The 22,185-nt window shown below is 71.1% G+C and carries 17 protein-coding genes; 8 read left to right on the top strand and 9 right to left on the bottom strand.

The window, feature by feature from the left end:
- The coding region (locus SM757_RS17770; protein WP_322466506.1) for a hypothetical protein at nt 1-1,150 on the top strand (1,150 nt) is incomplete at its 5' end.
- Between the two features lie 22 nt (nt 1,151-1,172).
- On the opposite strand, the gene SM757_RS17765 is transcribed toward SM757_RS17770, so the two are convergent.
- The 9 genes from SM757_RS17765 to glgX all read right to left on the bottom strand — a co-directional run bounded on the left by SM757_RS17765 (nt 1,173) and on the right by glgX (nt 16,851).
- Nucleotides 1,173-1,700 (bottom strand): hypothetical protein, encoded by a 528-nt coding sequence (locus SM757_RS17765; protein WP_322466505.1) that lies wholly within the window; start codon nt 1,698-1,700, stop codon nt 1,173-1,175.
- A gap of 40 nt (nt 1,701-1,740) precedes the next feature.
- Nucleotides 1,741-2,859, bottom strand: coding sequence for an extracellular catalytic domain type 2 short-chain-length polyhydroxyalkanoate depolymerase (locus SM757_RS17760; RefSeq protein ID WP_322466504.1), 1,119 nt, complete (start codon nt 2,857-2,859; stop codon nt 1,741-1,743).
- A 272-nt stretch (nt 2,860-3,131) separates the two neighbouring features.
- Complete coding sequence (locus tag SM757_RS17755; protein ID WP_084267363.1) at nt 3,132-3,383, bottom strand: YbdD/YjiX family protein; 252 nt, start codon at nt 3,381-3,383, stop codon at nt 3,132-3,134.
- The gene (locus SM757_RS17750) at nt 3,380-5,443 is read right to left on the bottom strand and encodes a carbon starvation CstA family protein (RefSeq protein WP_322466503.1); all 2,064 of its coding nucleotides are present in this window, start codon (nt 5,441-5,443) and stop codon (nt 3,380-3,382) included. Before SM757_RS17750 ends, SM757_RS17755 begins: the two co-directional genes overlap by 4 nt.
- Nucleotides 5,444-5,582: 139 nt before the next feature.
- Nucleotides 5,583-6,809: an amylo-alpha-1,6-glucosidase gene (locus SM757_RS17745; protein WP_322466502.1), complete on the bottom strand. Its 1,227-nt coding sequence runs from the start codon at nt 6,807-6,809 to the stop codon at nt 5,583-5,585.
- A 266-nt stretch (nt 6,810-7,075) separates the two neighbouring features.
- A complete protein-coding gene (locus SM757_RS17740; RefSeq protein ID WP_322466501.1) occupies nt 7,076-7,579 on the bottom strand; it encodes a hypothetical protein in 504 nt (167 codons plus the stop codon).
- 179 nt (nt 7,580-7,758) lie between these two features.
- Nucleotides 7,759-12,837: a malto-oligosyltrehalose synthase gene (locus SM757_RS17735; RefSeq protein ID WP_322466500.1), complete on the bottom strand. Its 5,079-nt coding sequence runs from the start codon at nt 12,835-12,837 to the stop codon at nt 7,759-7,761.
- Nucleotides 12,830-14,647 carry a malto-oligosyltrehalose trehalohydrolase gene (treZ, locus tag SM757_RS17730; protein WP_322466499.1) on the bottom strand — a complete coding sequence of 606 codons (1,818 nt, stop codon included), beginning with the start codon at nt 14,645-14,647 and terminating at the stop codon, nt 12,830-12,832. Before treZ ends, SM757_RS17735 begins: the two co-directional genes overlap by 8 nt.
- Nucleotides 14,648-14,718: 71 nt before the next feature.
- Nucleotides 14,719-16,851 (bottom strand): glycogen debranching protein GlgX, encoded by a 2,133-nt coding sequence (gene glgX / locus SM757_RS17725; protein ID WP_322466498.1) that lies wholly within the window; start codon nt 16,849-16,851, stop codon nt 14,719-14,721.
- Between the two features lie 115 nt (nt 16,852-16,966).
- Here glgX and SM757_RS17720 point away from each other — a divergent pair, with 115 nt between their 5' ends.
- The 7 genes from SM757_RS17720 (at nt 16,967) to SM757_RS17690 (ending at nt 22,166) form a co-directional block, all read left to right on the top strand.
- The gene (locus SM757_RS17720) at nt 16,967-17,611 is read left to right on the top strand and encodes a hypothetical protein (RefSeq protein ID WP_322466497.1); all 645 of its coding nucleotides are present in this window, start codon (nt 16,967-16,969) and stop codon (nt 17,609-17,611) included.
- On the top strand, nt 17,608-18,252 hold the full coding sequence (locus SM757_RS17715; RefSeq protein ID WP_322466496.1) for an RES family NAD+ phosphorylase: 645 nt from the start codon (nt 17,608-17,610) through the stop codon (nt 18,250-18,252). The genes SM757_RS17720 and SM757_RS17715 overlap by 4 nt, the downstream gene beginning before the upstream one ends.
- Before the next feature lie 124 nt (nt 18,253-18,376).
- Nucleotides 18,377-19,174, top strand: coding sequence for a tetratricopeptide repeat protein (locus SM757_RS17710; protein ID WP_322466495.1), 798 nt, complete (start codon nt 18,377-18,379; stop codon nt 19,172-19,174).
- A gap of 5 nt (nt 19,175-19,179) precedes the next feature.
- Entirely contained in the window at nt 19,180-19,668 is a 489-nt protein-coding gene (locus SM757_RS17705) for a MotA/TolQ/ExbB proton channel family protein (RefSeq protein WP_066334957.1), read from the top strand.
- Nucleotides 19,665-19,982 (top strand): DUF2149 domain-containing protein, encoded by a 318-nt coding sequence (locus tag SM757_RS17700; RefSeq protein WP_238455737.1) that lies wholly within the window; start codon nt 19,665-19,667, stop codon nt 19,980-19,982. The genes SM757_RS17705 and SM757_RS17700 overlap by 4 nt, the downstream gene beginning before the upstream one ends.
- Before the next feature lie 55 nt (nt 19,983-20,037).
- Nucleotides 20,038-21,537: a sensor histidine kinase gene (locus tag SM757_RS17695; protein WP_322466494.1), complete on the top strand. Its 1,500-nt coding sequence runs from the start codon at nt 20,038-20,040 to the stop codon at nt 21,535-21,537.
- On the top strand, nt 21,534-22,166 hold the full coding sequence (locus tag SM757_RS17690; protein ID WP_066334953.1) for a response regulator: 633 nt from the start codon (nt 21,534-21,536) through the stop codon (nt 22,164-22,166). Before SM757_RS17695 ends, SM757_RS17690 begins: the two co-directional genes overlap by 4 nt.
- Nucleotides 22,167-22,185 lie beyond the last annotated feature (19 nt).

The following is a 22,185-nucleotide window of genomic DNA, read 5'->3' as shown; positions in this document are numbered from 1 at the left end:
GATGTGTATAAGAGACAGCCCGGGGCCGGCCGCCCTGGTGGCCGCGGCGCTGGCGCTGGGCCTGCCGGCGGCGCGGGCCCAGCCGCAGCCGCCTGAAGCGCTTCAACCGGCCGCGGACGCCGGCCCGCTGCGCGTGATGACCTACAACGCCGGCGCGGGCACGGCCTGGACGCCGCTGTTCTTCTCGGTGGACCTGCTGACCTACGTGGACGCCGCCGGCCGCGTGCTGCGCGAGGTGCGCGCCACGCAGCCGCACGCGCGCATGCACGCGCTGGCCGCCCAAGTGGCCCAGGCCGCGCCGCACCTGGTGGCCGTGCAGGCGCTGGGCCGCTGGTCCACCGGCACGCTGGCCCTGCACGGCTTGCGCTGCGGGCCGATGAAGGTGGAAATCGACATGCTCGCGGCGCTGCTGCAGTCGCTGCGCGCATTGGGCCGGCCCTACCGCGTGGCCGTGCAGGCCGCGCAGTTCGAGCTGCCGGCGCTACCCGCGCGGCCGGCGCCGGGCGAGCTGCGCTGCGTGCAGGCCAGCGAGCGCGTGGTGATCCTGGAGCGCGCCGACCTGCCGCGCGGCGCCACCGCGCACCCGCAGCGGGGCCGCCTGGACGCCCCGGCGCCGCCGCCGGCCCTGGCCGCCGTGCCGGGCACGGCACAGGTGGGCGTGTGGCCGGGCGGGCGCGCCTGGGTGTCGGTGGATGTGCGGCTGCCGGGCGGCGCCCTGCGCTTCGTGAGCGCGCAGCTCGCGCGGCTGGACCCGTTCACGCCGGACGAGCGCCGCCAGGACGGCGAGCTGCTGCGCGCGCTGGCCGAATCCAGCCCGCTGCCCGTGGCGCTGGCCTTGTCCAGCACCGTCCCGGCCGCGCCGCCGCCGCCGGACGAGCTGCAGGCGGATTTCCTGGCCGCGGGCTGGCGCGACGCCTGGGCGCAGGCCCAGCCGGCGCAGTTGGGCGCCACCTGCTGCCGGGCGCCGTCCATGGACGACACGGACCCGCAGCTCTCGCGCCGCAGCGACGTGCTGTGGCTGCGCGGCGCGGTGCAGCCGCGTGCCGCCCGCCTGGCGGGCGACGCGGCAGCGGATCGCACCCCGGCCGGCCTGTGGTCCTCGGACCACGCCGGCGTGGTGGTGGAGCTGCAGACGGCGCCCGCGCGCTGACGCGCGAGCGCCGCTGGTGCCGTCAGCCCCGCGCCTGCGCCCGCTTGCGGGCCAGCCACCAGCCGGTGTCCACCATCACCGCGTCCATCCACTCGGCCATGTTGAGCTGCCAGCTCGACACGTTGGCCTGCGCCTGGTCGGCGTAGTTGATCTGCATGGACAGGTAGTTGGAGACGCTGCGCGCCTGCTTGAGCTCGCCCATTTCCTTGCCCAGCTCGACCCAGTCCCTGACGCTTTGCGCCTGCACCGACCACCAGCGCTGCACCGCCGCGCTGGCCAGGGCCCAGGCTTCCTGGGCGGCGTTGGGGTCGTTGGCCAGCGCGGGCAGCGCGGCGCCGGCCTCCGCGGCCCGCGAGGCGTAGCCGGAGGCCTCGTGCGCCAGCGTGCTTTGCAGCATCTGCAGTTGCGCCAGCGGCACCAGGGGCAGCGGTACCCGCGCCGGGTCCTGGGCGTCGGGCATGGCGGCCTTGGCTGCCTCGATCTGGGCCTTGAGCCAGTCGTCGGCCCGCGAGCCGCGGGCCTTCATCATCGTGTTCTGTACGGTGCTCATCGTCGTGCGTGCAAGGAGTTGAAGCGGTCGTTGCGCCGGCTCAGGCCGTTGCGGCCGCAAGCTTGTCGCGGCGCGCCTTGGGCGCGTGCTTGCCGCCCAGGCGCTGCAGCATGCCGTGTATGGCCTTGATCTGTATGGCCTGCTGCGAGTAGTAGTCCGGCGAGTCCACTTGCGGGCAGGTGTAGCCCCACCAGTCCCAGCAGCCGTTGGGGTTCTGCACCGCGGCTTCGTTGCGGCTCTCGGCCTGCGGGTACAGCACGACGATGTTGTTGGCGTCGGCCAGCTCGTTGTAGCCGGTGGTCGTGTAGTAGCGGTTGCCGTAGGGCGCGTCGCCCGTGCGGTTGATCTTGCCGTTTTCCATGGGCACGAAGTTGTAGCCCTGCATGCAGCCGTGCAGGACGACGTGCACCCGGCACGGCGCGCCTTCTTCCACCGCCTTGGGCACGTAGGCGTAGCCGTAGGCGCTCATGCTGGCGCGGTTCTCGTGGTTGAAGAACTCGCGCTGGTCGAAGCGCACGATGCGGCCCGTGGGCGCATGCTTGGGCCGCTCCAGCCGGCCGTAGATGTGGTCCAGGATGTCCCAGCTCTGCATGTGCGTCCAACGGTTGATGTAGGGCGGCCGGTTCTCGCCTATCGGGTTGTCCTCCAGGTTGCTGGTGAGGATGGAGTGGCCCGCGGGCACGGTGTCCACGAACTCGATGTCCTGGTTGGCCACGCCCAGCGCCTCGTAGAAGGCGCGCGTGGTGCGCACCACGCAGGAGTCCACCACCTTGTCCTCGCTGCCAGTGAAGATGTAGACCTTCTGCCCGGCCAGGTTGGACAGCGGATCGATCAGCCCGCGCTTTTCCGTCTCGCGCGCCAGGCCCACCAGGCGCTCGGCGTCCGGGCCGGTGTAGGGCGTCAGCGGGTTCATGCACACGTACAGCGCGTTGAGCAGGTAGGCGTCGTCCGCGATGGGCGCCGCGGCGCGGAAGGACTCGGCGCTGCGGTACGGGCCACCCGCGATCACGCCCGCGCCCACGAACAGGGACGAGTGCGCCAGATGCAACTGCACCGTCATGAAGGCGCCCGACGACAGGCCGGACACCGAGCACTGGCTCAGGTCGGCGTTGAGGCTGGGCAGGGAATCGGCTGGCGGCGCGGCCATCGTGTCGAGCATGGGCTTCTCCAAGGGGGAATGAATGGGCCGGCGCATGGGCACGCCGGCCGAACGCGCAACCGCCAGGCACGCCTTCACTGCCTGGCGACGGGGTTGCGTTACAGCCTATTACGTTTGCTGCATTGCAGCATGGGCGCAAGGGGTCGTCAAGCGACCTCTTGCGGCGGCTTGCAAAAATGCCTGGCCGGCAAACAGCCCCTGCGCGCGGGCAAAGCTTTCACCACGGCGGCGCTGAAGACGCCTCGCCTGGCCGAGCCCGCCCTCGCAAGCCCTCAGCAGCAGCGCATGCCGCCTGAGCCGCCGCCGTAGCGGCGGTCTATGGCGCGCTTGAAATAGTCCTCGCGCGAGAGCACGGGCTCACCCGGGTGCGTGGCCGCGGCGTGGGCCAAATAGCGCTCGTAGTCCGGCATGCCGAACACCTGGCGGCAGGCGCTGCACGCGCTGCGCCAGCGCGCGGCCAGGCTGGTGAAGGCGTCGGCGGCTTGGGCGCCGCCGTCCTGGTCCGGGGTCGCTGGCGCGCTCATACGGCCGCCTGGCGCGTGGAGATGGGCGGAATCTCGTGCGCCGTCGGATGCGGCTTGCGCCGCGCCTGCAGGCAGGTGCGCAGCGCGAAGAAGCACATCGCCACCACCAGCAGGACGAAGAAGCTGCACACCACCGCGTCCAGGTAGTTGTTGAAGGCCACGCGCTGCATCTCCGCCACGGTCTTGGCGGGGGCCAGCACCGTGCCCTGCGCCGCCGCGTCGCTGAACTTGTGGGCCAGCGCCAGGAAGCCGATGGACGGCGAGGGATGGAAGATCTTCTGCACCCCGGCCGTGAGCGTCGTCACCAGCAGCCATGCGGTGGGGATGAGCGTGATCCACACGTAGCGCCCGCGCTTCATCTTCACCAGCACCGTGGTGCACAGCAGCAGCGCGATGCCCGCCAGCATCTGGTTGCCCACGCCGAAGAGCTGCCACAGCGTGTTGATGCCGCCCAGCGGGTCGACCACGCCCTGGTACAGGAAGTAGCCCCACAGCGCCACGCAGGCCGCCGTGGCCAGCAGGTTGGCCACGAGGTTGTCGGTGTTGCCGAAGGGCTTGTACACGTGGCCCAGCATGTCCTGGATCATGAAGCGACCCACGCGCGTGCCCGCGTCCACCGCGGTGAGGATGAACAAGGCCTCGAACAGGATGGCGAAGTGGTACCAGAACGCCTCCATGGACTTGCCGCCGAAGGCCTGCCCCAGGATCTGCGCCATGCCCACGGCCAGCGTGGGCGCGCCCCCGGCGCGGGAGAGGATGGTGGATTCGCCGATGTCGCGCGCCGTCTGCGTGAGCACGTCCGGCGTGATGACGAAGCCCCATTCCGAGATCACCCGCGCCGCGTTCTCCGCCGTGGTGCCTATGACCGCCGCCGGCGCGTTCATGGCGAAGTAGATGCCCGGGTCCAGCACGCAGGCGGCGGTGAGCGCCATCAGCGCGACGAAGCTTTCGGTCAGCATGCCGCCGAAGCCGATGAGCCGCATGTGCGACTCCTTCTCCACCATCTTGGGCGTCGTGCCCGACGAGATGAGCGAATGGAAACCGCTGACCGCGCCGCAGGCGATGGTGATGAAGAGGAAGGGGAAGAGCTTGCCGGAGAACACCGGCCCGCTGCCGTCAATGAAGCGCGTGGTGCTGGGCATGCTCAGCAGCGGCGCGACGAAGTAGATGCCGAGTGCGAGCGCAACGATGGTGCCTATCTTCAGGAAGGTGCTCAGATAGTCCCGCGGCGCGAGCATGAGCCACACCGGCAGGCTGGCGGCGATGGCACCGTACACGATGAGCGCCCAGGCCAATTGCGGCCCGTTGAGCGTGAACATCGGCCCCCAAGTCGGGCTTTCCGCCACCACGCGGCCCAGGAAGATGGAGCCCAGCAGCAGCACCACGCCGAAGGCCGAGGCCTCGCCCACGTGCCCCGGGCGTATCACGCGCATGTAGATGCCCATGAGCAGCGCGATGGGGATGGTGGCCGCGATGGTGAACAGCCCCCAGGGGCTGCCCGTGAGCGCCTTGACCACCACCAGCGCCAGCACGGCCAGGATGATGATCATGATGGCCAGCACGCCTATGGAGGCCAGCGTCCCGGCCAGCGGGCCCAGCTCCATCTTGATCATCTCGCCCAGCGACTTGCCGTCGCGCCGCACCGAGGCGAAGAGCACGATGAAGTCCTGCACCGCCCCGGCGATGACCACGCCGGAAAGAATCCACAGCGTGCCGGGCAGGTAGCCCATCTGCGCCGCCAGCACCGGGCCGACCAGCGGGCCGGCGCCGGCGATGGCCGCGAAGTGGTGGCCGTAGAGCACCCACTTGTTGGTGGGCACGTAGTCCAGCCCGTCGTTGTGGCGCATGGCGGGCGTGGGCCGCGAGTCGTCCAGGCCCAGCGCGCGCTCGGTGATGAACTTGGAATAGAAGCGGTAGGCGATGAAGTAGACGGACAGCCCCGCCGTCACCAGCCACACCGCGTTGACGGCCTCGCCGCGGTGCAGCGCCAGCGTGGCGAACGAGAAGGCGCCGACGAGCGCCACCACCGGCCACACGAGCACGGACACGAGCTTGTTCATGGTCTCCTCCGTCGTCTGCGCGGCGCGGGCGCGAAAAACAGCGCCGGCCGGCTTGGGCGACGGGGCAAACGGTGTGCACGGGCGGGGCGGGGAGAACCCGATGCGGGCCTTCCTTCAGCGGCCCGCGGTGCTGCTCAGCTCACATCCAATACCGCCCCGTCTCCAGCGCGTTGAGCGCCGTCAGGAACGTCGCCGCATTCCAGCTCTGCCCCGCCATGCCGCAGGGTTTCAGGGTGCGGCCGTGGAACCACTCCGTGAAGCGCCAGTCGGCCGCGGCGTTGGCCTGGGCCAGCTGGACCAGCTCGCGGCGCGCGAGTTCGCGCTGGCCCATGAGCGCCAGCGCCATCACGTAGAAGCCGCCGATGAAGGGCCAGATGCCGCCGTTGTGGTACTGGTGCGGGTGGTTTTGCTGGTGGCGCGCCATGTACTGGCGCCACAGCTCGTGGCCTTCGTCCATCGGGTTGAGCACGGCGCGGCCGGGGTAGGGCGTGCCCGCGCCGCCGGAGCGCAGCGTCTTGAGCACCTGCTGCGCCATGGAGTCGCCCGCCAGCCCGTACAGCACCGCCAGCACGTTGCCCAGCACGTCGCCCTCGTCGCCCGCGAACGACAGGTTCACGAAGCTCAGGTACAGCCCCGGGCTCGCCTTGCCCCGCCGCGCGTAGTGGCCCATGAGGCGGCTGCGCTTGTACTGCGGCAAGTCGCGCTGGAACGGGTGGAACAGGTGGTTGAAGTGGTGGCGCGTCTCCTCCCACTGCGGCAGCTCGTACAGCGACTTCACGCGGAACCACAGCGCGTTCGTGTAGAGCACGTAGCCGGAGCGGGGCATGATGTCCGCCCAATCGCTGGCCTCGTTTTGCTGCAGCAGGAAAAAGCGCTGGTGCTCCTGGGCCTGCAGCCACTGGAGGGCCTTGTCCACCTCGGCCTGCCAGCGTGTTCTGAGCGCCGCATCGCGCCCCTGGCGGCGCACGTGGTCCACGGCGATGAGCCACCACAGCGTGGCGTCTATGCAGCCCAGGTACCAGAAGTCGGCCTCGGTGCCGGCGGGGTCCACGTACTTGGGAATCTGGCCGTTGGGCGCCTGGCCGCGGGCCAGGGCGTCCAGGCTGGCGATGGCGCCGGCTTCGAGCTCGGCGTCGCCGCTGCCGGCCATGGCCAACACGCAGATGGCCGCGTCGCGGCCGAACACGCGGGTGTAGCTGCGCGACTCGGCCAAGGCGCCCGGCGTGGCCGCCAGCACGCCGCCGGCGGTGGTGTTGCGCCTGAGCAGTTGCAGCGACGCCTGGCGGCAGCGCTCCAGCAGCGCGGCCTCGTCGGCGGTGGTGGCCGGCGAGGGCTCGGGGTCGTGGGCGTCCTTCAAGGTCAACATGGGCAGAACTGCTGGCGTGGTCATGTGTTGGGCGGCATGGTCGCGTGCGCGGCCCGCGTTCAAACGCCCAAATGGCAGGCCTTGACCTGCCAGTTCACGCTGTCTCCACGCTTGCCGTGACGGATGCACGCAGCGTGTCGAACGCGCCGCACGCACCCTGGGTTGACCCGGGGCCTGCCTGGGCCGACCGCCGTGGCCGCTTGGCGTTGCGGCCCGCTGGCCTCAAGCGTGAAGCGCCAGTTCCTTTTCCAACCGACCGGCTGCATTCATTCTGCGAAATCGACAAAGCGCGTGGGCTCGTCGCCGGTCAGGTTTTCCGGGGCCTGGGGCTGGGGTTTGCGCGAGCGGTGCGGGGCGCCGGGATGCTTGAGCAGGCGCAGCAATTCGCCGTCGCTCACCGAGCCGGGTAAATCAAAAGGTGCGTACAGGAAATTGCGCGTGCAATTCCTCGTATCGCCGGGCAGGAAGAAATAGCGCTTGATGGGCGAGGGTTTGCTGCTGCGGCTGCAATATTTGAGCGCCGTCGTGATGATCATGAATTTCGCGGCCAGGGCCCGATCGCTGAGATCGGCCTGATAGGCATTGGCAACGGTGTCGGCGCCGGCCTTGAGCTCGGAGCGGGTGTAGAGCTTGAATTGCCGCGTCCAATGCCGGGCAAATGCCTGCACCTGTGTGGCAGGCTCCCGGGGATGGCGCAAAAAAGACAACAATTTCATCGCCTGGGTTCTCCCTGGAGCTTTGATTTTCTTGGCCCGCGGGCAGTCTGGCATGGCGCTCGACGGCGTGCGCGGCGCAGGCGTGAATATGTCACGGGGGGTGACCGGGCGAGGGGAAGCACACGATTCCGACGGTCGGCTTTGGGAGTGAACTCTTGATGAAAATGCCATCGCTCCCGTGGTGGACGGGATTGATGGCCTCCAATCACACAAGCAAAGTGATGCGTCCGAATTTACGAATCCACCACCAGCACCGCCCCCGGCACCGTCGCGAACAATTCGGCCAGCCTCACCCGTCCCTCTGCCGGCTCGTGCTTTTCTCCGGTCAGGATGTTGCGCAACGTCAAACCCTCGGTCCAGGCCGGCAGTTCCACGGCCGTGTCGCCCCAGGCCTCTTCGCCCAAGGGCCAGCCCGTTTGCAGCCCCATCAGCCGTGCAAAGAATCTCCCGGCCACGGTGATTAATTTTTCTCCGTCGGCGGTTTCCCGCGCAAAGGCAATCACGTGGTCTGCACGCTCGCCCGCGCCATTGAGCGGCTGGTAGTCGCCCTCCCGAAACAGCGCCGCATGTGCCGACCGCCACTGCAGCAACCGCCACGTGAACCAGAGTTTCAATTGGCCGTCGTGCAGCGAGGGCATCAGCTCCTGGATATTCACCAGGCCGTCCGGGCTGGCCGCGTGCTTTTCAAAGGATTCCAGCATGCGGCTGCGCAATTCATAATCCACCGGCCGGCGGTTGTCCGGGTCCACCAGGCTCAAGTCCGGTAATTCATTGCCCTGGTACAAGTCCGGCACACCGGGCAGTGTGTATTTCAACAGCACCAGCGTCAGTGAATTCAGCGCTCCGAACCAAGCCACGGCTTCCGCCTGCGCCTGGATATCGGTGAGCAGCGGATTGGGCTTCACGCGCGGCAGGGCGCTGCGGATGAAGGCCAATAAGGCGTCCTCGTACTCCGCGTCCGGGTTCACCCAACTGCTGTGCCGCTTGGCCTCGCGCACGGATTTCAAGGCGTAGCGCTCGATGCGCTCGCGGTATTGAGGCAGGCTTTCTTCCGTCAGGCCGCCCGGGGGCAGGGTGCCCAGGAGCGTCTGCAGCAGCAGGTATTCGTCCGCCCGCGAAGGCATGGCCTTGCCGCCCGTGCCATCCACCCGCGCGCGCTGCAGTTGCGGCGCCAGGTGGAAACGCCGCAGCGACAGCCGCCAGGCGGCCGGGAATTCGCTGAGCACGTCCAGGCGGCAGCGCACGTCCTCGCTGCGCTTGTTGTCGTGCGTGGAGGTCGCCAGCATGGTGTGCGGCCAGCGTGCCGCCCGATCCGCATTCGCCCCATGGAAGCCGCGCAGCGAAAAACCGAAGGTGTCGGGCTCGCCCCCCACCTCGTTGAGCGGCAGGAAGCGGTTGAAGCGGTAGAAGGCCGTGTCCTCCACGCCCTTGGCCGTCACCGGCGCGGTGAACTGCTGGAAGCGCATGGCAAAGCGCCGCACCCGCTCGCGCAGCGCCTCGTCCGCGCCTTCCTCGGCCTCGGCCAGCAGCGTGCGGCGCACGAAGTCGAAGACGGTCGTGTCCGCCGCGCGGCTGCGCCGGCGCGCCTGCGCCACCGCCCAATCGATGAAGCGGCGGTCCTGCGCCGAAGGCTCCCGGACGATGTAGGACCGGTACACCGGCATGCACGCCGCCACCTCGGCCAGCGCCCGGCGCAGGCTGTTGAGGCTGTGATCGCGCGTGCGCCGGTGCGCGCGGGCGATGCGCAACAGCTCCGTGGCCAGCACCGTCAGCTCCGAGGCCAGCGACACCCGCATGATCAATTGCTTGCCGCCGTAGGCGACTTCCTCGAACGGCTCCGTCTCGCCGCTTACGCGCTGCCAGATGCGGTCGAAGCGCTCCTTGGCCGCGCAGTCGATCAGTACCCCGTTGAGCACGTTCATGGCGCGGTAGCCCGTGGTGCCGTGCAGCGCCCAGTCCTCCGGCACGTCCTCGTGGCCCGCGGCGATCTTTTCCGCCAGCACGTACAGCGGCCGCGCCGGGCGCCCTGCCGCGTCCTTGTCCGCCAGCAGCAAGCCCGCCCGGCGCGCGTAGCCCTGCTGCAGCCGCTGGAAATACTGCAGCGGGTCGTGCAGGCCGTCGGGGTGGTCGATGCGCAGGCCGTCCACCACGCCGGCCGCGCACAGCTCCAGCGGCAGGCCATGGGTGGCCTCGAACACGGCCGGCTCCTCCATGCGCAGCGCGGCCAGCTCGTTCACGTCGAAGAAGCGCCGGTAGTTGATCTCGTCCGACGCCACGCGCCAGAAGGCCAGCCGCCAGGCCTGCGCGGCGTGCAGGCCGTCCAGCGCGTCGGCCGTCTGCTGCTCGGCCACGGCCCCCTCTATGGCGCCCAGCACGCGCGCGTCCTCGCGCAGCAGGTCCACCAGCCGCTCCTTGAGCAGCGCCTGGTCGCGCTGGCGCTCGAAGCGGGCCTGGGGCGACGCGTCCTCGCGCGGCGGCAGGTGGCCGAAGGCCGTGGACAGGCTTTGCAGCGCCAGCGACGCCGCCCCCTCCAGCCGCTGCGCCGCGCGCTCCAGCAGCGGCGCCACGGTGCGCGGGTCCAGCGGAAAGCGGTGCTCCCAGTACTGCAGCGCGAAGGCGCCCAGGGCCGGGTCGAACACCAGTTGCAGCTCGCCTGCCTCCAGCACCCGCCCGTAGTGCTGCCCAAGCACGGGCAGCAGCACCTTGCCCTGCAGGGCCGGATCGACCGGCTGCCAGTCGATGTCGAAATAGCGCGCGTAGGCCGAGGCCTCGCCGTGCTCCAGCACGTCGTGCCACCAGGCGTTGTGCCCGCCCATCACGCCCATGTGGTTGGGCACGATGTCCAGGATCAGCCCCAGCCCGCGCTCCCGCGCCGCGGCGGCGAAGCGCTCGAAGCCTTCCTTGCCGCCCAGCTCCGGGTTGAACTCGTCGTGCGCCACCACGTCGTAGCCGTGCGTGCTGCCCGGGCGGGCGCGCATCAGCGGCGAGCAGTAGACGTGGCTCACCCCCAGCCGCTGCAGGTAGGGCAGCACGGCGATGGCGTGGTCGAAGTTGAAATCCTTGTGGAACTGCAGCCGGTAGGTGGCGCGGGGAATGAGGGCCTGCGCCCGCGGCAGTTGCGCCGCCTTCAAGGGCGCATGCGGGCGCAGCTCGGAGAGCACCCGCGACAGCGACACCACCCGCTCGTCCGCCAGCAGCGCATCCAGCGGCTGCTGGAATTTCTGGCGCCAGTTGGGGTGCTCGTTGACGGTGCCGGGGAGGTTGGGCTGGTCCAGCACGCCCAACGCGTCTTCCAGCTGCACCACCAGCACCCGCGAGGGCGTGCGCGCCATGTAGGCGTGCACCGCCTCCACCAGCGCCTGCGTGAGCGGCGGCGGGTGGGCCAGGTCCAGCGCCACGTCCGCCGGCAGCAGGCCCTCGTGCTGCAGCGCCAGCAGCAGCCGGTATTTCTCCTGCGCGCGGCCCACGAGCTGTTCCTCGTAGACCTTCTCGTCGGGGTAGAGGCCCAGGCCCTTGCGCACCTGCAGGTCGTGCCCGGTCCACCAGCCGGCCAGCGTGGGCAAATCGTGGGTGGAGATGGCCACCAGCGCCTCGCGCGGGTACTCGCGCGGGCGCTTGAAGGCGCCGCCCTCGCCGCGCTCGAAGTACAGCAGCCGGTAGGAGAGCACCTCGGCCTCGGCCAGCGCGGCGCGCATCTCGTCGGCCACCGTGCCCAGGTCCTCGCCGATCACCATGCACTGGTTGCGCTGGCTCTCCAGCGCCACCACCGCCATCAGCTCCTGCAGCGGGTAGTGCACGTAGGCGCCCTGGGTGGCGCCGCGCTCCGGCGGAATCCAGTACAGGCGCATCAGCCCCATGACGTGGTCGATGCGCAGCGCCCCCGCGTGGCGCATGTTGGCGCGCAGCGTGGCGATGAAGAAGCGCAGCCTGTCCGTCAGCAGCCGGCCCGGGTGCAGCGGCGGCAGGCCCCAGTCCTGGCCCTGGACGTTGATCTCGTCCGGCGGCGCCCCCACCGTCGCGCCGGCGGCGTAGAGGGCCGCGTGCCCCCAGGTGTCCGCCCCCGCGCGGTCCACCGACACGGCCAGGTCCAGGTACAGGCCGACGGCCAGCCCGCGCGAGCGGCAGCGGTGCGCCACGCGGGCGAGCTGCAGCGTGGCCTGCCACTGCAGGTACTCGTGGAGCTCGATGGCCTCGCGCCCCTCGCGCTGGAAGCGCCGCACCGCCTCGCCGCGCGGGTCGCGGAACTCCTGCGGCCACACCGGCCAGCCCCAGATGCCGCCGTCCTGCGCGTGAAACCGCGCCTGCAGCGCCTCGAAGGTGGCGAACAGGCGCAGCGGCTCGCCCTGGTCGGCCTGGAAGGCGCGGAAGGCCCGCCCCCGCGCGCTGGCCGTGTCCAGGTGCCGTTCCTTGAAATGCCGGTACAGCCGTCGCAGCACCTCCAGCTTGGCCGAGGCCACGCCTGCGTGGTCCACCTGCGGCGCCTCGCGCAGCCGCTGCAGCCGGTTCTGGAAATCGGCCGAGCGCACCAGCGCCTGCGCCGCGTCGCACTCGCGGAAATCCTCCACCGCCTCCACGTCGATGTAGAGCGTGTTGAGCTGCGAGCGCGAGTTTGGGCTGTACGGGCTGATGTGGTGCGGGTTGTGGCTGAAGAGGGCATGCAGCGGGTTCAGGCCCACGATGCCCGCGCCGCGCTCGCCGAAGGCCACCGTCAGCTCGGCCAGGTCGGTGAAGTCGCCCATGCCCCAGTTGCGCTGCGAGCGCAGCGCGTAGAGCTGCAGGGCCGGGCCCCACACGCGCCCCTCGCCCTGCAGCTCCGGCGGGCGCCAGCAGTGCGCCGGCGCCGTGACCAGCAGCGACTCGCCCAACGCGATGCCCTCGGTCTGCAGCACCAGCCGGTGGTAGCCCGCGGGCAGCCGGGTGTGGATGGACAGCCGCAGCGCCCGCATGGCGCGCCCGTGCACGGTCGCCTCGCCGGTGTGCGGCAACCCGTCCGCGTCGGCGTCCCAACTGTGCACGGCGCCATCTTCCTCATGAACGGTCCAGCGCAGCAGCCGCACCTCGCGCGGCAGCTTCAAGGGCACGTCGAACCGGTCTGCACCGGCCTTGAGCGCCAGCACCGGCGGCAGCGGCTGGTGCCACTCGGCGGCGACGGCGGCGTCCAGCGCCTCCTCGTCCAGCCGCGGCACGCCCAATTGGGCCAGCAGCGCCTTCAAGCCCTCGTCCGGCACCTCGTGGCGCTGGCCCCAGACGTCATGCCATTCGGTGCCGACCTTGAGCCGTTGGCACCAGCGTTGCAGCAGCCCGTCAGACATCGACACCCTCCACGCTCACGATCACGCCGTCCGGGAGCAGTTGCGCGTCCTCGGCATGCAGCTCGAACACGATGTGCCCGGCCAGCGGCGGGCGCGGCTGCGGCGCCTCGCCGAAATTGGCTGCCAGGCGCAGCGTCGCGCCCTCGCCCAGCCACCACACGACCTGCAGCAGCCCGCCTTCCACGCGGTGCTTGCCGCCCGCGGCCATGCCCGCCAGCCGCGGCGTGATCCACTGCCGCCGCAGCTCCAGCAGGTGCTGGATGAGCGCCAGCCGCCGCGAGTGCGGCTCGATCTCGCGCTCGGCCCAATTGGGCCGGCAGACCGTGAAAGTGGCTTCGGCGTTGGGGTCGGGGATGCCGGCGCGCGCGGCCTCGCTCTGGAAGGCGTCGAAGCGGCCGAACTCCTCGCGCCGCCCCTTGGACACCGCCGCGGCCAGCTCCGGGCCGAAGTCGCAGAAGTACAGGAAGGGCGCCGTGGCCGCGAGCTCCTCGCCCATGAACAGCATGGGCACGTGCGGCGACAGCAGCAGGCAGGCGTAGAGCGCATCCAGCCGGGCAGCAGGCGCCAGGTCGCTGAGGCGCTCGCCGAAGGCGCGGTTGCCGATCTGGTCGTGGTTCTGCAGGAAGGAGACGAAGGCCGGCGAGGGCAGTTGCGCACTGGGCTCGCCGCGCGGCTCGCCCTCGCGGAAGGGCGACGGATCGCCCTGGTAGGCAAAGCCCTCGGCCAAGCAGCGGCCCAAGGTGTTCACCGGGTCGGCGGCGTAGTCGGCGTAGTAGCCGTCGCGCTGGCCGGTGGCCAGCACGTGGGCCGCGTGGTGGAAATCGTCGTTCCACTGCGCGACGGCGCCGCCGGGGGTGCCGTCCTCGCCGCGGGCCAGCAGCCGCGCGGCGTTGGCGTCGTTCTCCAGCACCACGTGCACGGGGCGGAAGCGCCCGGGCCCGGCGCGCAGCGCGCGGGCGATGTCCACGGCGATGTGCGTGGGCGAGTCGTCGGCGATGGCGTGCACCGCGTCCAGCCGCAGCCCGTCAAAGTGGTACTCCTCTATCCAGTAGAGCGCGTTGGCGATGAAGAACTGCCGCACGTTGCCGCTGTGCGCGCCGTCGAAGTTGATGGCCGCGCCCCACGGCGTCTGGTGCGCCGCGTTGAAGAACGCCTTGCAGTAGGCGTGCAGGTAATTCCCTTCCGGGCCGAAGTGGTTGTAGACGACGTCCAGGAACACCATGAGCCCCAGCCGGTGCGCCTCGTCCACGAAGCGCTTGAGCTCCTCGGGGCGGCCATAGCGGGCGTCGGGGGCGAAGGGCAGCACGCCGTCGTAGCCCCAGCCGCGCGTGCCGGGGAAGTCGGCCAGCGGCATCAGCTCCACGGCCGTGATGCCCAGCGCCACCAGCTCCGGCAGCCGTGCCATCGCGGCGGCGTAGGTTCCCGCCTCGGTGAAGGTGCCCACGTGCAGCTCGTAGAGCACGGCCTCGTGCCAGGGCCGGCCGCGCCAGCCGCTGTCGTTCCAGCGGTAGCCGCCGGGGTCCACCACTTCGCTTGGGCCGTGCACGTCCTCCGGGTTGAAGCGCGACGCGGGGTCGGGCACCGACATCCCGTCCGGCAGCATGAAGCGGTAGCGCGTGCCGGCGCCGGCTTCCTGCACGGTGATCTCGTGCCAGCCCTCGTCCAGCGCGTGCATGGGCAGCAGCCGGCCGCGGCCGGCGCCTTCGAGCTGCAGGCGCAGCGCCTGGACGTCCGGCGCCCACAGGCGAAAGCGCACGCCGCCGCCGTCGTCCAGCAGCTCGGCGCCGAAGGGCATGGAAAAGTTGGGCATGGTGTGTGGCAGGTAAAAATGTTTTGGGGTCGGGAACCGGTGCACGCCGCGCTTGGCCGCTCATGCGGCGCTCACGCCATCGCCATGGGCCGCGTGAGCACCACCAGCGAGCGCCCGCGCAGCGCACAGCGCTCGCCGGCATTCAGCAGGCCATCCCCCAGCCCTTCCGGCTCGAAGGTGTCTATGACGACGCGCCAGGCCTCGCCGGGGATGTCGGGGACGGTGAAGAGCACCTCCTCGGCGTGCGCGTTGAAGGCGATCAGGAAGTCGTCGTCGTAGACGGGCCGCCCGCGCCGGCCCACGTCGCCTATGGCGGCGCCCGCCAGGTACATGCCCAGGCAGCGCGCGTGCTCGTGCTCCCACTCCTGCGGGCTCATCTCGCTGCCGTCGGGCTTGAGCCACAGCACGTCCTTGAGCTGGCCGCCGAAGAGCGCCCGCCCGTCGAAGAAGTCGCGGCGGCGGAAGGTGGGGTGGCTGCGGCGCAGGTTGATCAACATCTGCGTGAAGCGCAGTTGCGCCTCCTGCATGCTGGAGAGGTCCCAGCGCAGCCAGCTGATCTCGTTGTCCTGGCAATAGGCGTTGTTGTTGCCGCCCTGGCTGCGGCCCAGCTCGTCGCCGGCCAGCAGCATGGGCACGCCCTGCGACAGCAGCAGCGTGGCGATGAAGTTGCGCTGCTGGCGCTCGCGCCGCGCCAGCACGGCGGCGTCGTCGGTCACGCCCTCGGCGCCGCAGTTCCAGGAGCGGTTGTTGTCGCTGCCGTCGCGGTTCTCTTCCCCGTTGGCCTCGTTGTGCTTGCCGTTGTAGGCCACGAGGTCGTGCAGCGTGAAACCGTCGTGGGCGGTGATGAAGTTGATGCTGGCCAGCGGCTTCTTGCCGGAGCGCCCGTAGAGGTCGGACGAACCCGTGAGCCGCCGCGCGAACTCGCCGATCACGCCGCCGTCGCCCTTCCAGTAGGCGCGCATGCCGTCGCGGTAGCGGTCGTTCCACTCCGCCCAGCCGGGCGGGAAATTGCCCACCTGGTAGCCGCCGGCCCCGAGGTCCCAGGGCTCGGCGATCAGTTTTACCCTGTTGAGCACCGGGTCCTGGCGGATGACGTCGAAGAAGCCGCCCAGGTGTTGGACAACCCCGCCTTCCCGCGCGAGCGCCGAGGCCAAGTCGAATCTGAACCCGTCCACGTGCATTTCCTCGACCCAGTAGCGCAGCGAGTCCATGACGAGCTGCAGCGCGCGCGGGTGTTCGAGGTTCACCGTGTTGCCGCAGCCGGTGTAGTCGGCGTAGTAGCGGCGGTCCTCGCCCAGCATGTAGTAGGCGGCGTTGTCCATGCCGCGCATGGACAGCGTGGGCCCAAGCTGGTGGCCTTCGCAGGTGTGGTTGTAGACCACGTCCAGGATGACCTCGATGCCCGCCGAGTGCAGCGTGCGCACCATGGTCTTGAACTCCTTGACCTTCTCGGAGGCCGAGTAGCGCATCTCCGGCGCGAAGAAGCCCAGGGTGTTGTAGCCCCAGTAGTTCTGCAGCCCCTTCTGCACGAGGTAGTGGTCGTTGATGAACGAATGGACGGGCAGCAGCTCCAGCGTCGTCACGCCCAGCCGCTTGAGGTAGGTGATCACGGGCGCGGTGGCCAGGGCCGCGTAGGTGCCGCGCAGGGCGTCAGGCACTTCGGGGTGGCGCATGGTGAAGCCGCGCACGTGCATCTCGTAGATCACCATGTCGGTCCACGGGATGTCGGGGCGGCGGTCGCCGTCCCAGGTGAAGGCCGGCTCCAGCACGCGGCACTTGGGCATGAAGCTGGCGCTGTCGCGGCGGTCGAAGGAGAGGTCGCCCTTGCGGTGGCCCAGCGTGTAGCCGAAGAGGGCGTCGTTCCAGCGCAGCCGGCCGATGAAGTCCTTGGCGTAGGGATCCAGCAGCAGCTTGTGGTGGTTGAAGCGGTGGCCTTCCTCCGGCTTGTAGGGCCCGCGCACGTAGTAGCCGTAGGCCAGCCCCGGGCGCGCCTCGGGCAGGTAGCAGTGCCAGATGTCGTCCGTGCGCTCCTTGAGCTCGATGCGGTGGCGCTCGCGCCGTCCGCTGGGGTCGAACACGGCCAGGTGCACGGCCTGCGCGTGCTCGGAGAACAGGGCGAAGTTCACGCCCTCGCCGTCCCAGGTCGCGCCCAAGGGGTAAGGGCGGCCGGGCCAGGCGGTGGTGATGGGGGTTTCACGGCTCATCGCGGGTGCGAGAGAGCAAATTCGGCGCCCGTTTACCCGCCGGCGACATTGGTTCTCCGATATTGCCAAGCAAGTGCTATCTTCTTGGCAATATCGTAGATCGATGGAGCGCGCAATGGCCTTGGACACCGACCTGCTGCTGAAAGTGCACCTGCCCGCCGGCTTGCCGCCGGACGTCGATCCGGCCGTGGTGCAGAGCCTGGAAAGGGCGGTGGAGCGCGCCACGGCGCTGGTGCTGCAGGCCGCGGTGCCGGCGCAGGTGCTGGCCCGTGCGGACGAGCTGGCCGGGCAGCTCGCCGCCGTGGCCGGGCAGCTCGCCGAGCCCGGCCAGGAGCTGCTGGAAGAGCGGCTGCGGCGCGTGAACACCATCCGCCGCATGCTGGCCGAGGGCGACTGGCTCACGGCCGAGGAGATCAACCGGCTGCAGCCGGCGCCGCCCACCAACAAATCGCTGCCGGCCAGCGACTGGAAGCGGCGGGGGCGCGTCTTCAGCGTCACCCACGGCGGGCGCGAGTACTACGCGCGCTGGCAGTTCGACGCCGGCTACGCGCCGCTGCCCATCGTGAAACCGCTGCTGGAAGCGCTGGGCCCGGGGCGCGACCCCTGGGCGCTGTCCGCGTGGTTCCACTTTCCCAATGCCTGGCTGGTGCGAATGGCCGCGGACGGCCGCGAGGCGCCCACGCCGCCCAAGGACTTGTTGCACGAGGCCGATGCCGTGCTGGAGGCGGCCCGCCGCTACGACCGCAGCCACGTCGCATGACGGCGGACGCGCTGCCGCCACCCGGCGCCGCAGAAGCCTTCACGCTGCGCGCCCTCACGCGTGCCGAGGTGCCGCGCTGGTACCACGTCTACAGCACGCGGGATTTCCCATTGACGGCCGCCTCCTTCAACGAAGGCCACGGCGCCTCGCGCTTCGCACCGCTGCGCGGCGCCGACGGGCAGCCGCTGCACACCTACTACGCGGCCAGCACGCCGGAGTGCGCCTGCATGGAATCGCTGCTGCACGACGTGTCGCTGCAGCCGCCGGGCGTGTTCGAGGTGGCGCGGCTGGCGCACTACCACATGGCCACGCTGGAGCTCGATGCGCAGCTGCAGTGCGTGAGCCTGCACACCAAGGACCTGCCGCGCCTGGGCCTGACGCGGGCACAGCTCATCGATTCCCTGCCCAACGCCTACCCGCTCACGCGCGCGTGGGCGCAGGCGGCTTTCGACCAGCGTCCACAAGCGCAGGCCCTGAGCTACACGTCCCGGCGCGACGACGCGGGCCGCTGCCTGCTGCTGTGCCGCCAGCGCCTGCCCACGCCGCCGTTTCGCATCGTGGCCGACGAGCCGCTGGCCCTGGCGCCGCGGCGCCAGGACGTGCTGGCGCTGGTGCGCAGCCTGGGGGTGTGGGAGATCTGATTCGACGTGGCCGCGAACCCGGGCAATTTGCCCGCCCCCCGCCGTGGCACCTGCTCTGTCGCGCGTCCGCCCGCATGGCCACAGTGACGCCATCCCGTCACCGGCCCGCCGCGGCCCGCGTCCCATGCCATCCACACACCTGCACCGCGCCGCGCCGGCGCTCGCCCTGGCGCTGCTCCTGTCCACCGCCGCCCATGCCGCCGGCCACTGCGGCGGCACCTCGCCCGCCGACCCCGCCGCCAGCGACCCGCTGCGGCGCGAGGTCAGCACGCTCTCCATGGAGTATTGGGCGGACCAGCCCGCGGGCATGATCACTTGCAGCTACGGCTACTGGGCCGCCAAGTGCGGCGACTTCGAGGCCGCGCACAAGATCTTCGACAAGTGCATCGCCAAGGGCTACGGCGGCGCCATGATCTGGAAGGGCCTGCTGCTGGAGGACGGCTCCGGCGTGCCCCGCGACCCGGCCGCCGCCGCCGCCCTCTACAAGCGCGCCGCCGAAGGCAGCGGCGACGAGGACTACGCCGCCCTGGGCAGCCTGCACTACGCCTCGGCCCTCCACGAAGGCAACGGCGTGCCGCGCGACGAGGCCGAGGCCCGCAAGTGGTTCGAGCGCGCCGCCGCCCTGGGCAGCGAGGACGCCAAGACCTTCCTCCAGACCGGCCACCACACCGGCTCGCGCAACCAGCGCGGCGAGGGCGTGGGCACGCCCAATGGCGTCGTGGCCGCGGCCACCGCCAAGGCCCAGCGCCTGGTGCAGCAGGCCGCGCAGTCGCTGCCCGCGCTGCCGGACTGGTCGCTCGCCCTGGCCGCCGCGCTGGCCGCGCTCGTGGGCGCGGGCGCCTGGCACCAGCGCCGCCTGGCCCGCCCCGCCGCGCCGCGCGTGGCCGCGCCCCGCGCCCTCCACCGCACCGCGCAGGCCTGAAGACCATGCTCGCCACCGTAGACGGCGCCATGTACGGCGCCAGCCAGCTCTTCCTGCTGCCCGTGCTGCTGGGCATCGCGGCCCTGTTCGCCTACGCCTTCTTCGCCCTGGGCGCCTGCGTGGTGCAGGCGCTGCAGCGCCGCCGCGGCCAGCCCGCGGGTTTTGAATTGCACCAGGTCCGCGCGCAGCAGCCGCACCTGGACGCCGCCGCGCTGGAGCTGATGGCGCTGCGCCGGCTGGAGCTCGTCCGGGTGAGCACCCGCGTGGCGCCCATGCTGGGCCTGGTGGCCACCATGATCCCCATGGGCCCGGCCCTCAAGGCACTGGCCGACGGCCAGCTCGAAGCCGTCTCCCAGGGCCTGACCATGGCCTTCTCGGCCGTGATCCTGGCCCTCATCGCCGCGGCCATCACCTACACCATCGCCCAAGTGCGCCGCCGCTGGTACGCCACCGAGCTGCTGGCGCTGGCCGCCGCCGGGGAGGGCCGCGCGTGATCGCCGAACGCCTGCTCGCCGAGGAGGACGACGACCCCGTCCTCTCTCTCGTCAACCTCATCGACGTGTTCCTGGTCGTCATCGCCGCGCTGCTGCTGGCCATGGCCAGCCACCCGCTCAACCCCTTCAGCGCCGACAAGGTCACCGTCATACGCAACGCCGGCCAGCCCGACATGCAGGTCGTCATCAAGGACGGCCAGCGCGTGCAGCGCTTCCAGGCCGCCGAGGGCAGCACCGCCGCGGGCAGCGGCGGCGTCAAGGCCGGCGTGGCCTACCGCCTGGCCGACGGCTCCATGGTCTACGTGCCGGAATGAAATCTGCGCTGCGCCGGCCGCCGCGCGGCGGCGCTCGTGCAAGATGCGCGCCCCGATGAGCGCCCCGTCCACTTCACCCGCCGCCGATTCCCCCGCTGCCCCTGTGGACGCCACCGCGCAGCGTCCGCCGGTGCTGCTGCTGGGCCGCGCCCTGCGCTGGCGGCTGGGCGCCGCAGCGCTGCTGGTGCTGGCGCTGCTGGCCTGGGGCGACTGGCGCGAATGGCGCCAGCGCAACGTTCAGGCGCTGGCCAGCACCGCGGTACTGGCCACGCAGTTGCTGGCCGACGACCTGGCGCAGCACACCAGCGCCTTTGACCGCAGCACGCGCACCGTCACGCTGGAGCCCTTGCAGCTGCTGGCGCAGCGCGCACCCTTGTGCGCCGAGGTGGTGGACATCTACGGCCGCCAGCTCGATGCGGGCTGCCTGCCGCAGGTGGACGATCCCAGCGCGCTGTCGGCCCGCCTGGCGCGCGCGCTGGCCGGCGGCAGGCACGGCGCGTGGACACAGGCGCTCACCCTGACCACGTCCGAGGGCGTGAAGGTCGCCACGGTGGAGGTGCAGCCGCACTGGGCGCTGGAGGGCCGCCAGCTCTGGCAACGCTGGGCCTGGCTGGCCGCGGCAGCGCTTGCGCTGCTGGCTGCGCTGTGGCTGGTCTCACGCCTGGTGGCCCGCGCGCTGGCGCCGGCCAACCAGATCCTGGGTGCCTTGGGCCGGCTCTCGGCCGACGACTTGCAGGTGCGGCTGCCGCCCATGCGGCTGCGCGAGCTCCAGCACATCGGCCAGGGTTTCAACCGGCTCGCCGAGCACCTGGGTGAGCTGCGCCACCGGCAGCAGCAGCTCACGCTGCACCTGCTGCAGGCGCGCGAGGCCGAGCGCCGGCGCCTGGCGCGCGAGCTGCACGACGAGATGGGCCAAAGCCTGAGCGCGCTGCAGGCCGAGGCCGCCGCCATGGGCCTGATGACGCAGGCCTTGCCGCAGGCCGCCGCCAGCGCCCAAGCCATGGCCCGCACCACGGCGCAGCTCCTGGACGGGCTGCAGCGCGTGCTGGCCGACTTGCGCCCGCAGGCGCTGGACCGTTTTGGGCTGGCGGTGGCCCTGCAGTCGCTGGCCGCGCAGCCGCGCCGCCGCCCGGACGGCAGCGAGCTGCGGGTGCGGCTGAAGCTGCCCACGCCCTGGACGCCACTGCCGGCCGACCACGACGTGCACGTCTACCGCATCGTGCAGGAGGCGCTGACCAACACGCAGCGCCACAGCAGCGCCTGCACGGCCACCGTGGCGCTGCGGCGCGGCCCCGGCGGCCTGCTGCTGAGCGTGGCCGACGACGGCGTGGGCGCGCCGCAGCCGGCGTCGGCAGGCCATGGCCTGCTGGGCATGCACGAGCGTGTGCTGGCCTTGGGCGGCCGGCTGGATTGGGAGCAGCCCGCCGGCGGCGGGCTGTGTCTGCGCGTGTGGCTGCCGCTGGACAAGGCCTGCGACACCGCGGCCCTGGACGATGGGCCGCCGCCGCCGCAGGGGCTGGAAAAGCAAGATGACCCAGAGGAGATGAGGCCGTGATCCGAGTCATGCTGGTGGACGACCACGCCGTGGTGCGCGAGGGCTACCGACGCCTGCTGGAGCTGCAGGGCGACATGCAGGTGGTGGCCGAGGCCGGAGACGGCGCACAGGCGCTGCAGTACTGGCGCGAGCTGGAGGTGGACCTGGTGGTGGTGGACCTCGCGCTGCCGGGCCTGGGGGGGCTGGAGCTCATCGGCCGCTTGCGCCAGCGCGACGCCGAGGTGCGCCTGCTGGCCTTCAGCATGCACCGCGATCCGGTCTGGGCGGCGCAGGCACTGCGCGCCGGCGCGCTGGGCTACGTGACCAAGAGCAGCCCGCCGCAGGAGCTGATCCAGGGCGTGCGCCAGGTCAGCCAGGGCCGCCGCGTGATCAGCGCCGACATCGCCGGCGAGGTTGCGGCCCTGCTGCTGCAGCCCCAGCCGCCGGCCGCGCATGGCCTGTCGCCGCGCGAGTTCGAGGTCATGCGCGCACTGGTGGCCGGACGCAGCCCGCAGGACATCGCGCAAGCCCTGGCGCTGAGCGTCAAGACCGTCCACAACCTGCACTACCAGGTCAAGGCCAAGCTCGGCACCAGCAGCGACTTCGAGCTGGCGCGGCTGGCTTGGCAGAACGGGTGGACGGGAGGGTAGCGCGCGGCTGCGCCGCTGC

Source organism: Azohydromonas lata (assembly GCF_034427735.1).
Taxonomy (GTDB): domain Bacteria; phylum Pseudomonadota; class Gammaproteobacteria; order Burkholderiales; family Burkholderiaceae_C; genus Azohydromonas; species Azohydromonas lata.
Note: the sequence above shows the minus strand (reverse complement) of the source record. Positions and strands in the feature narration are given on the sequence as shown.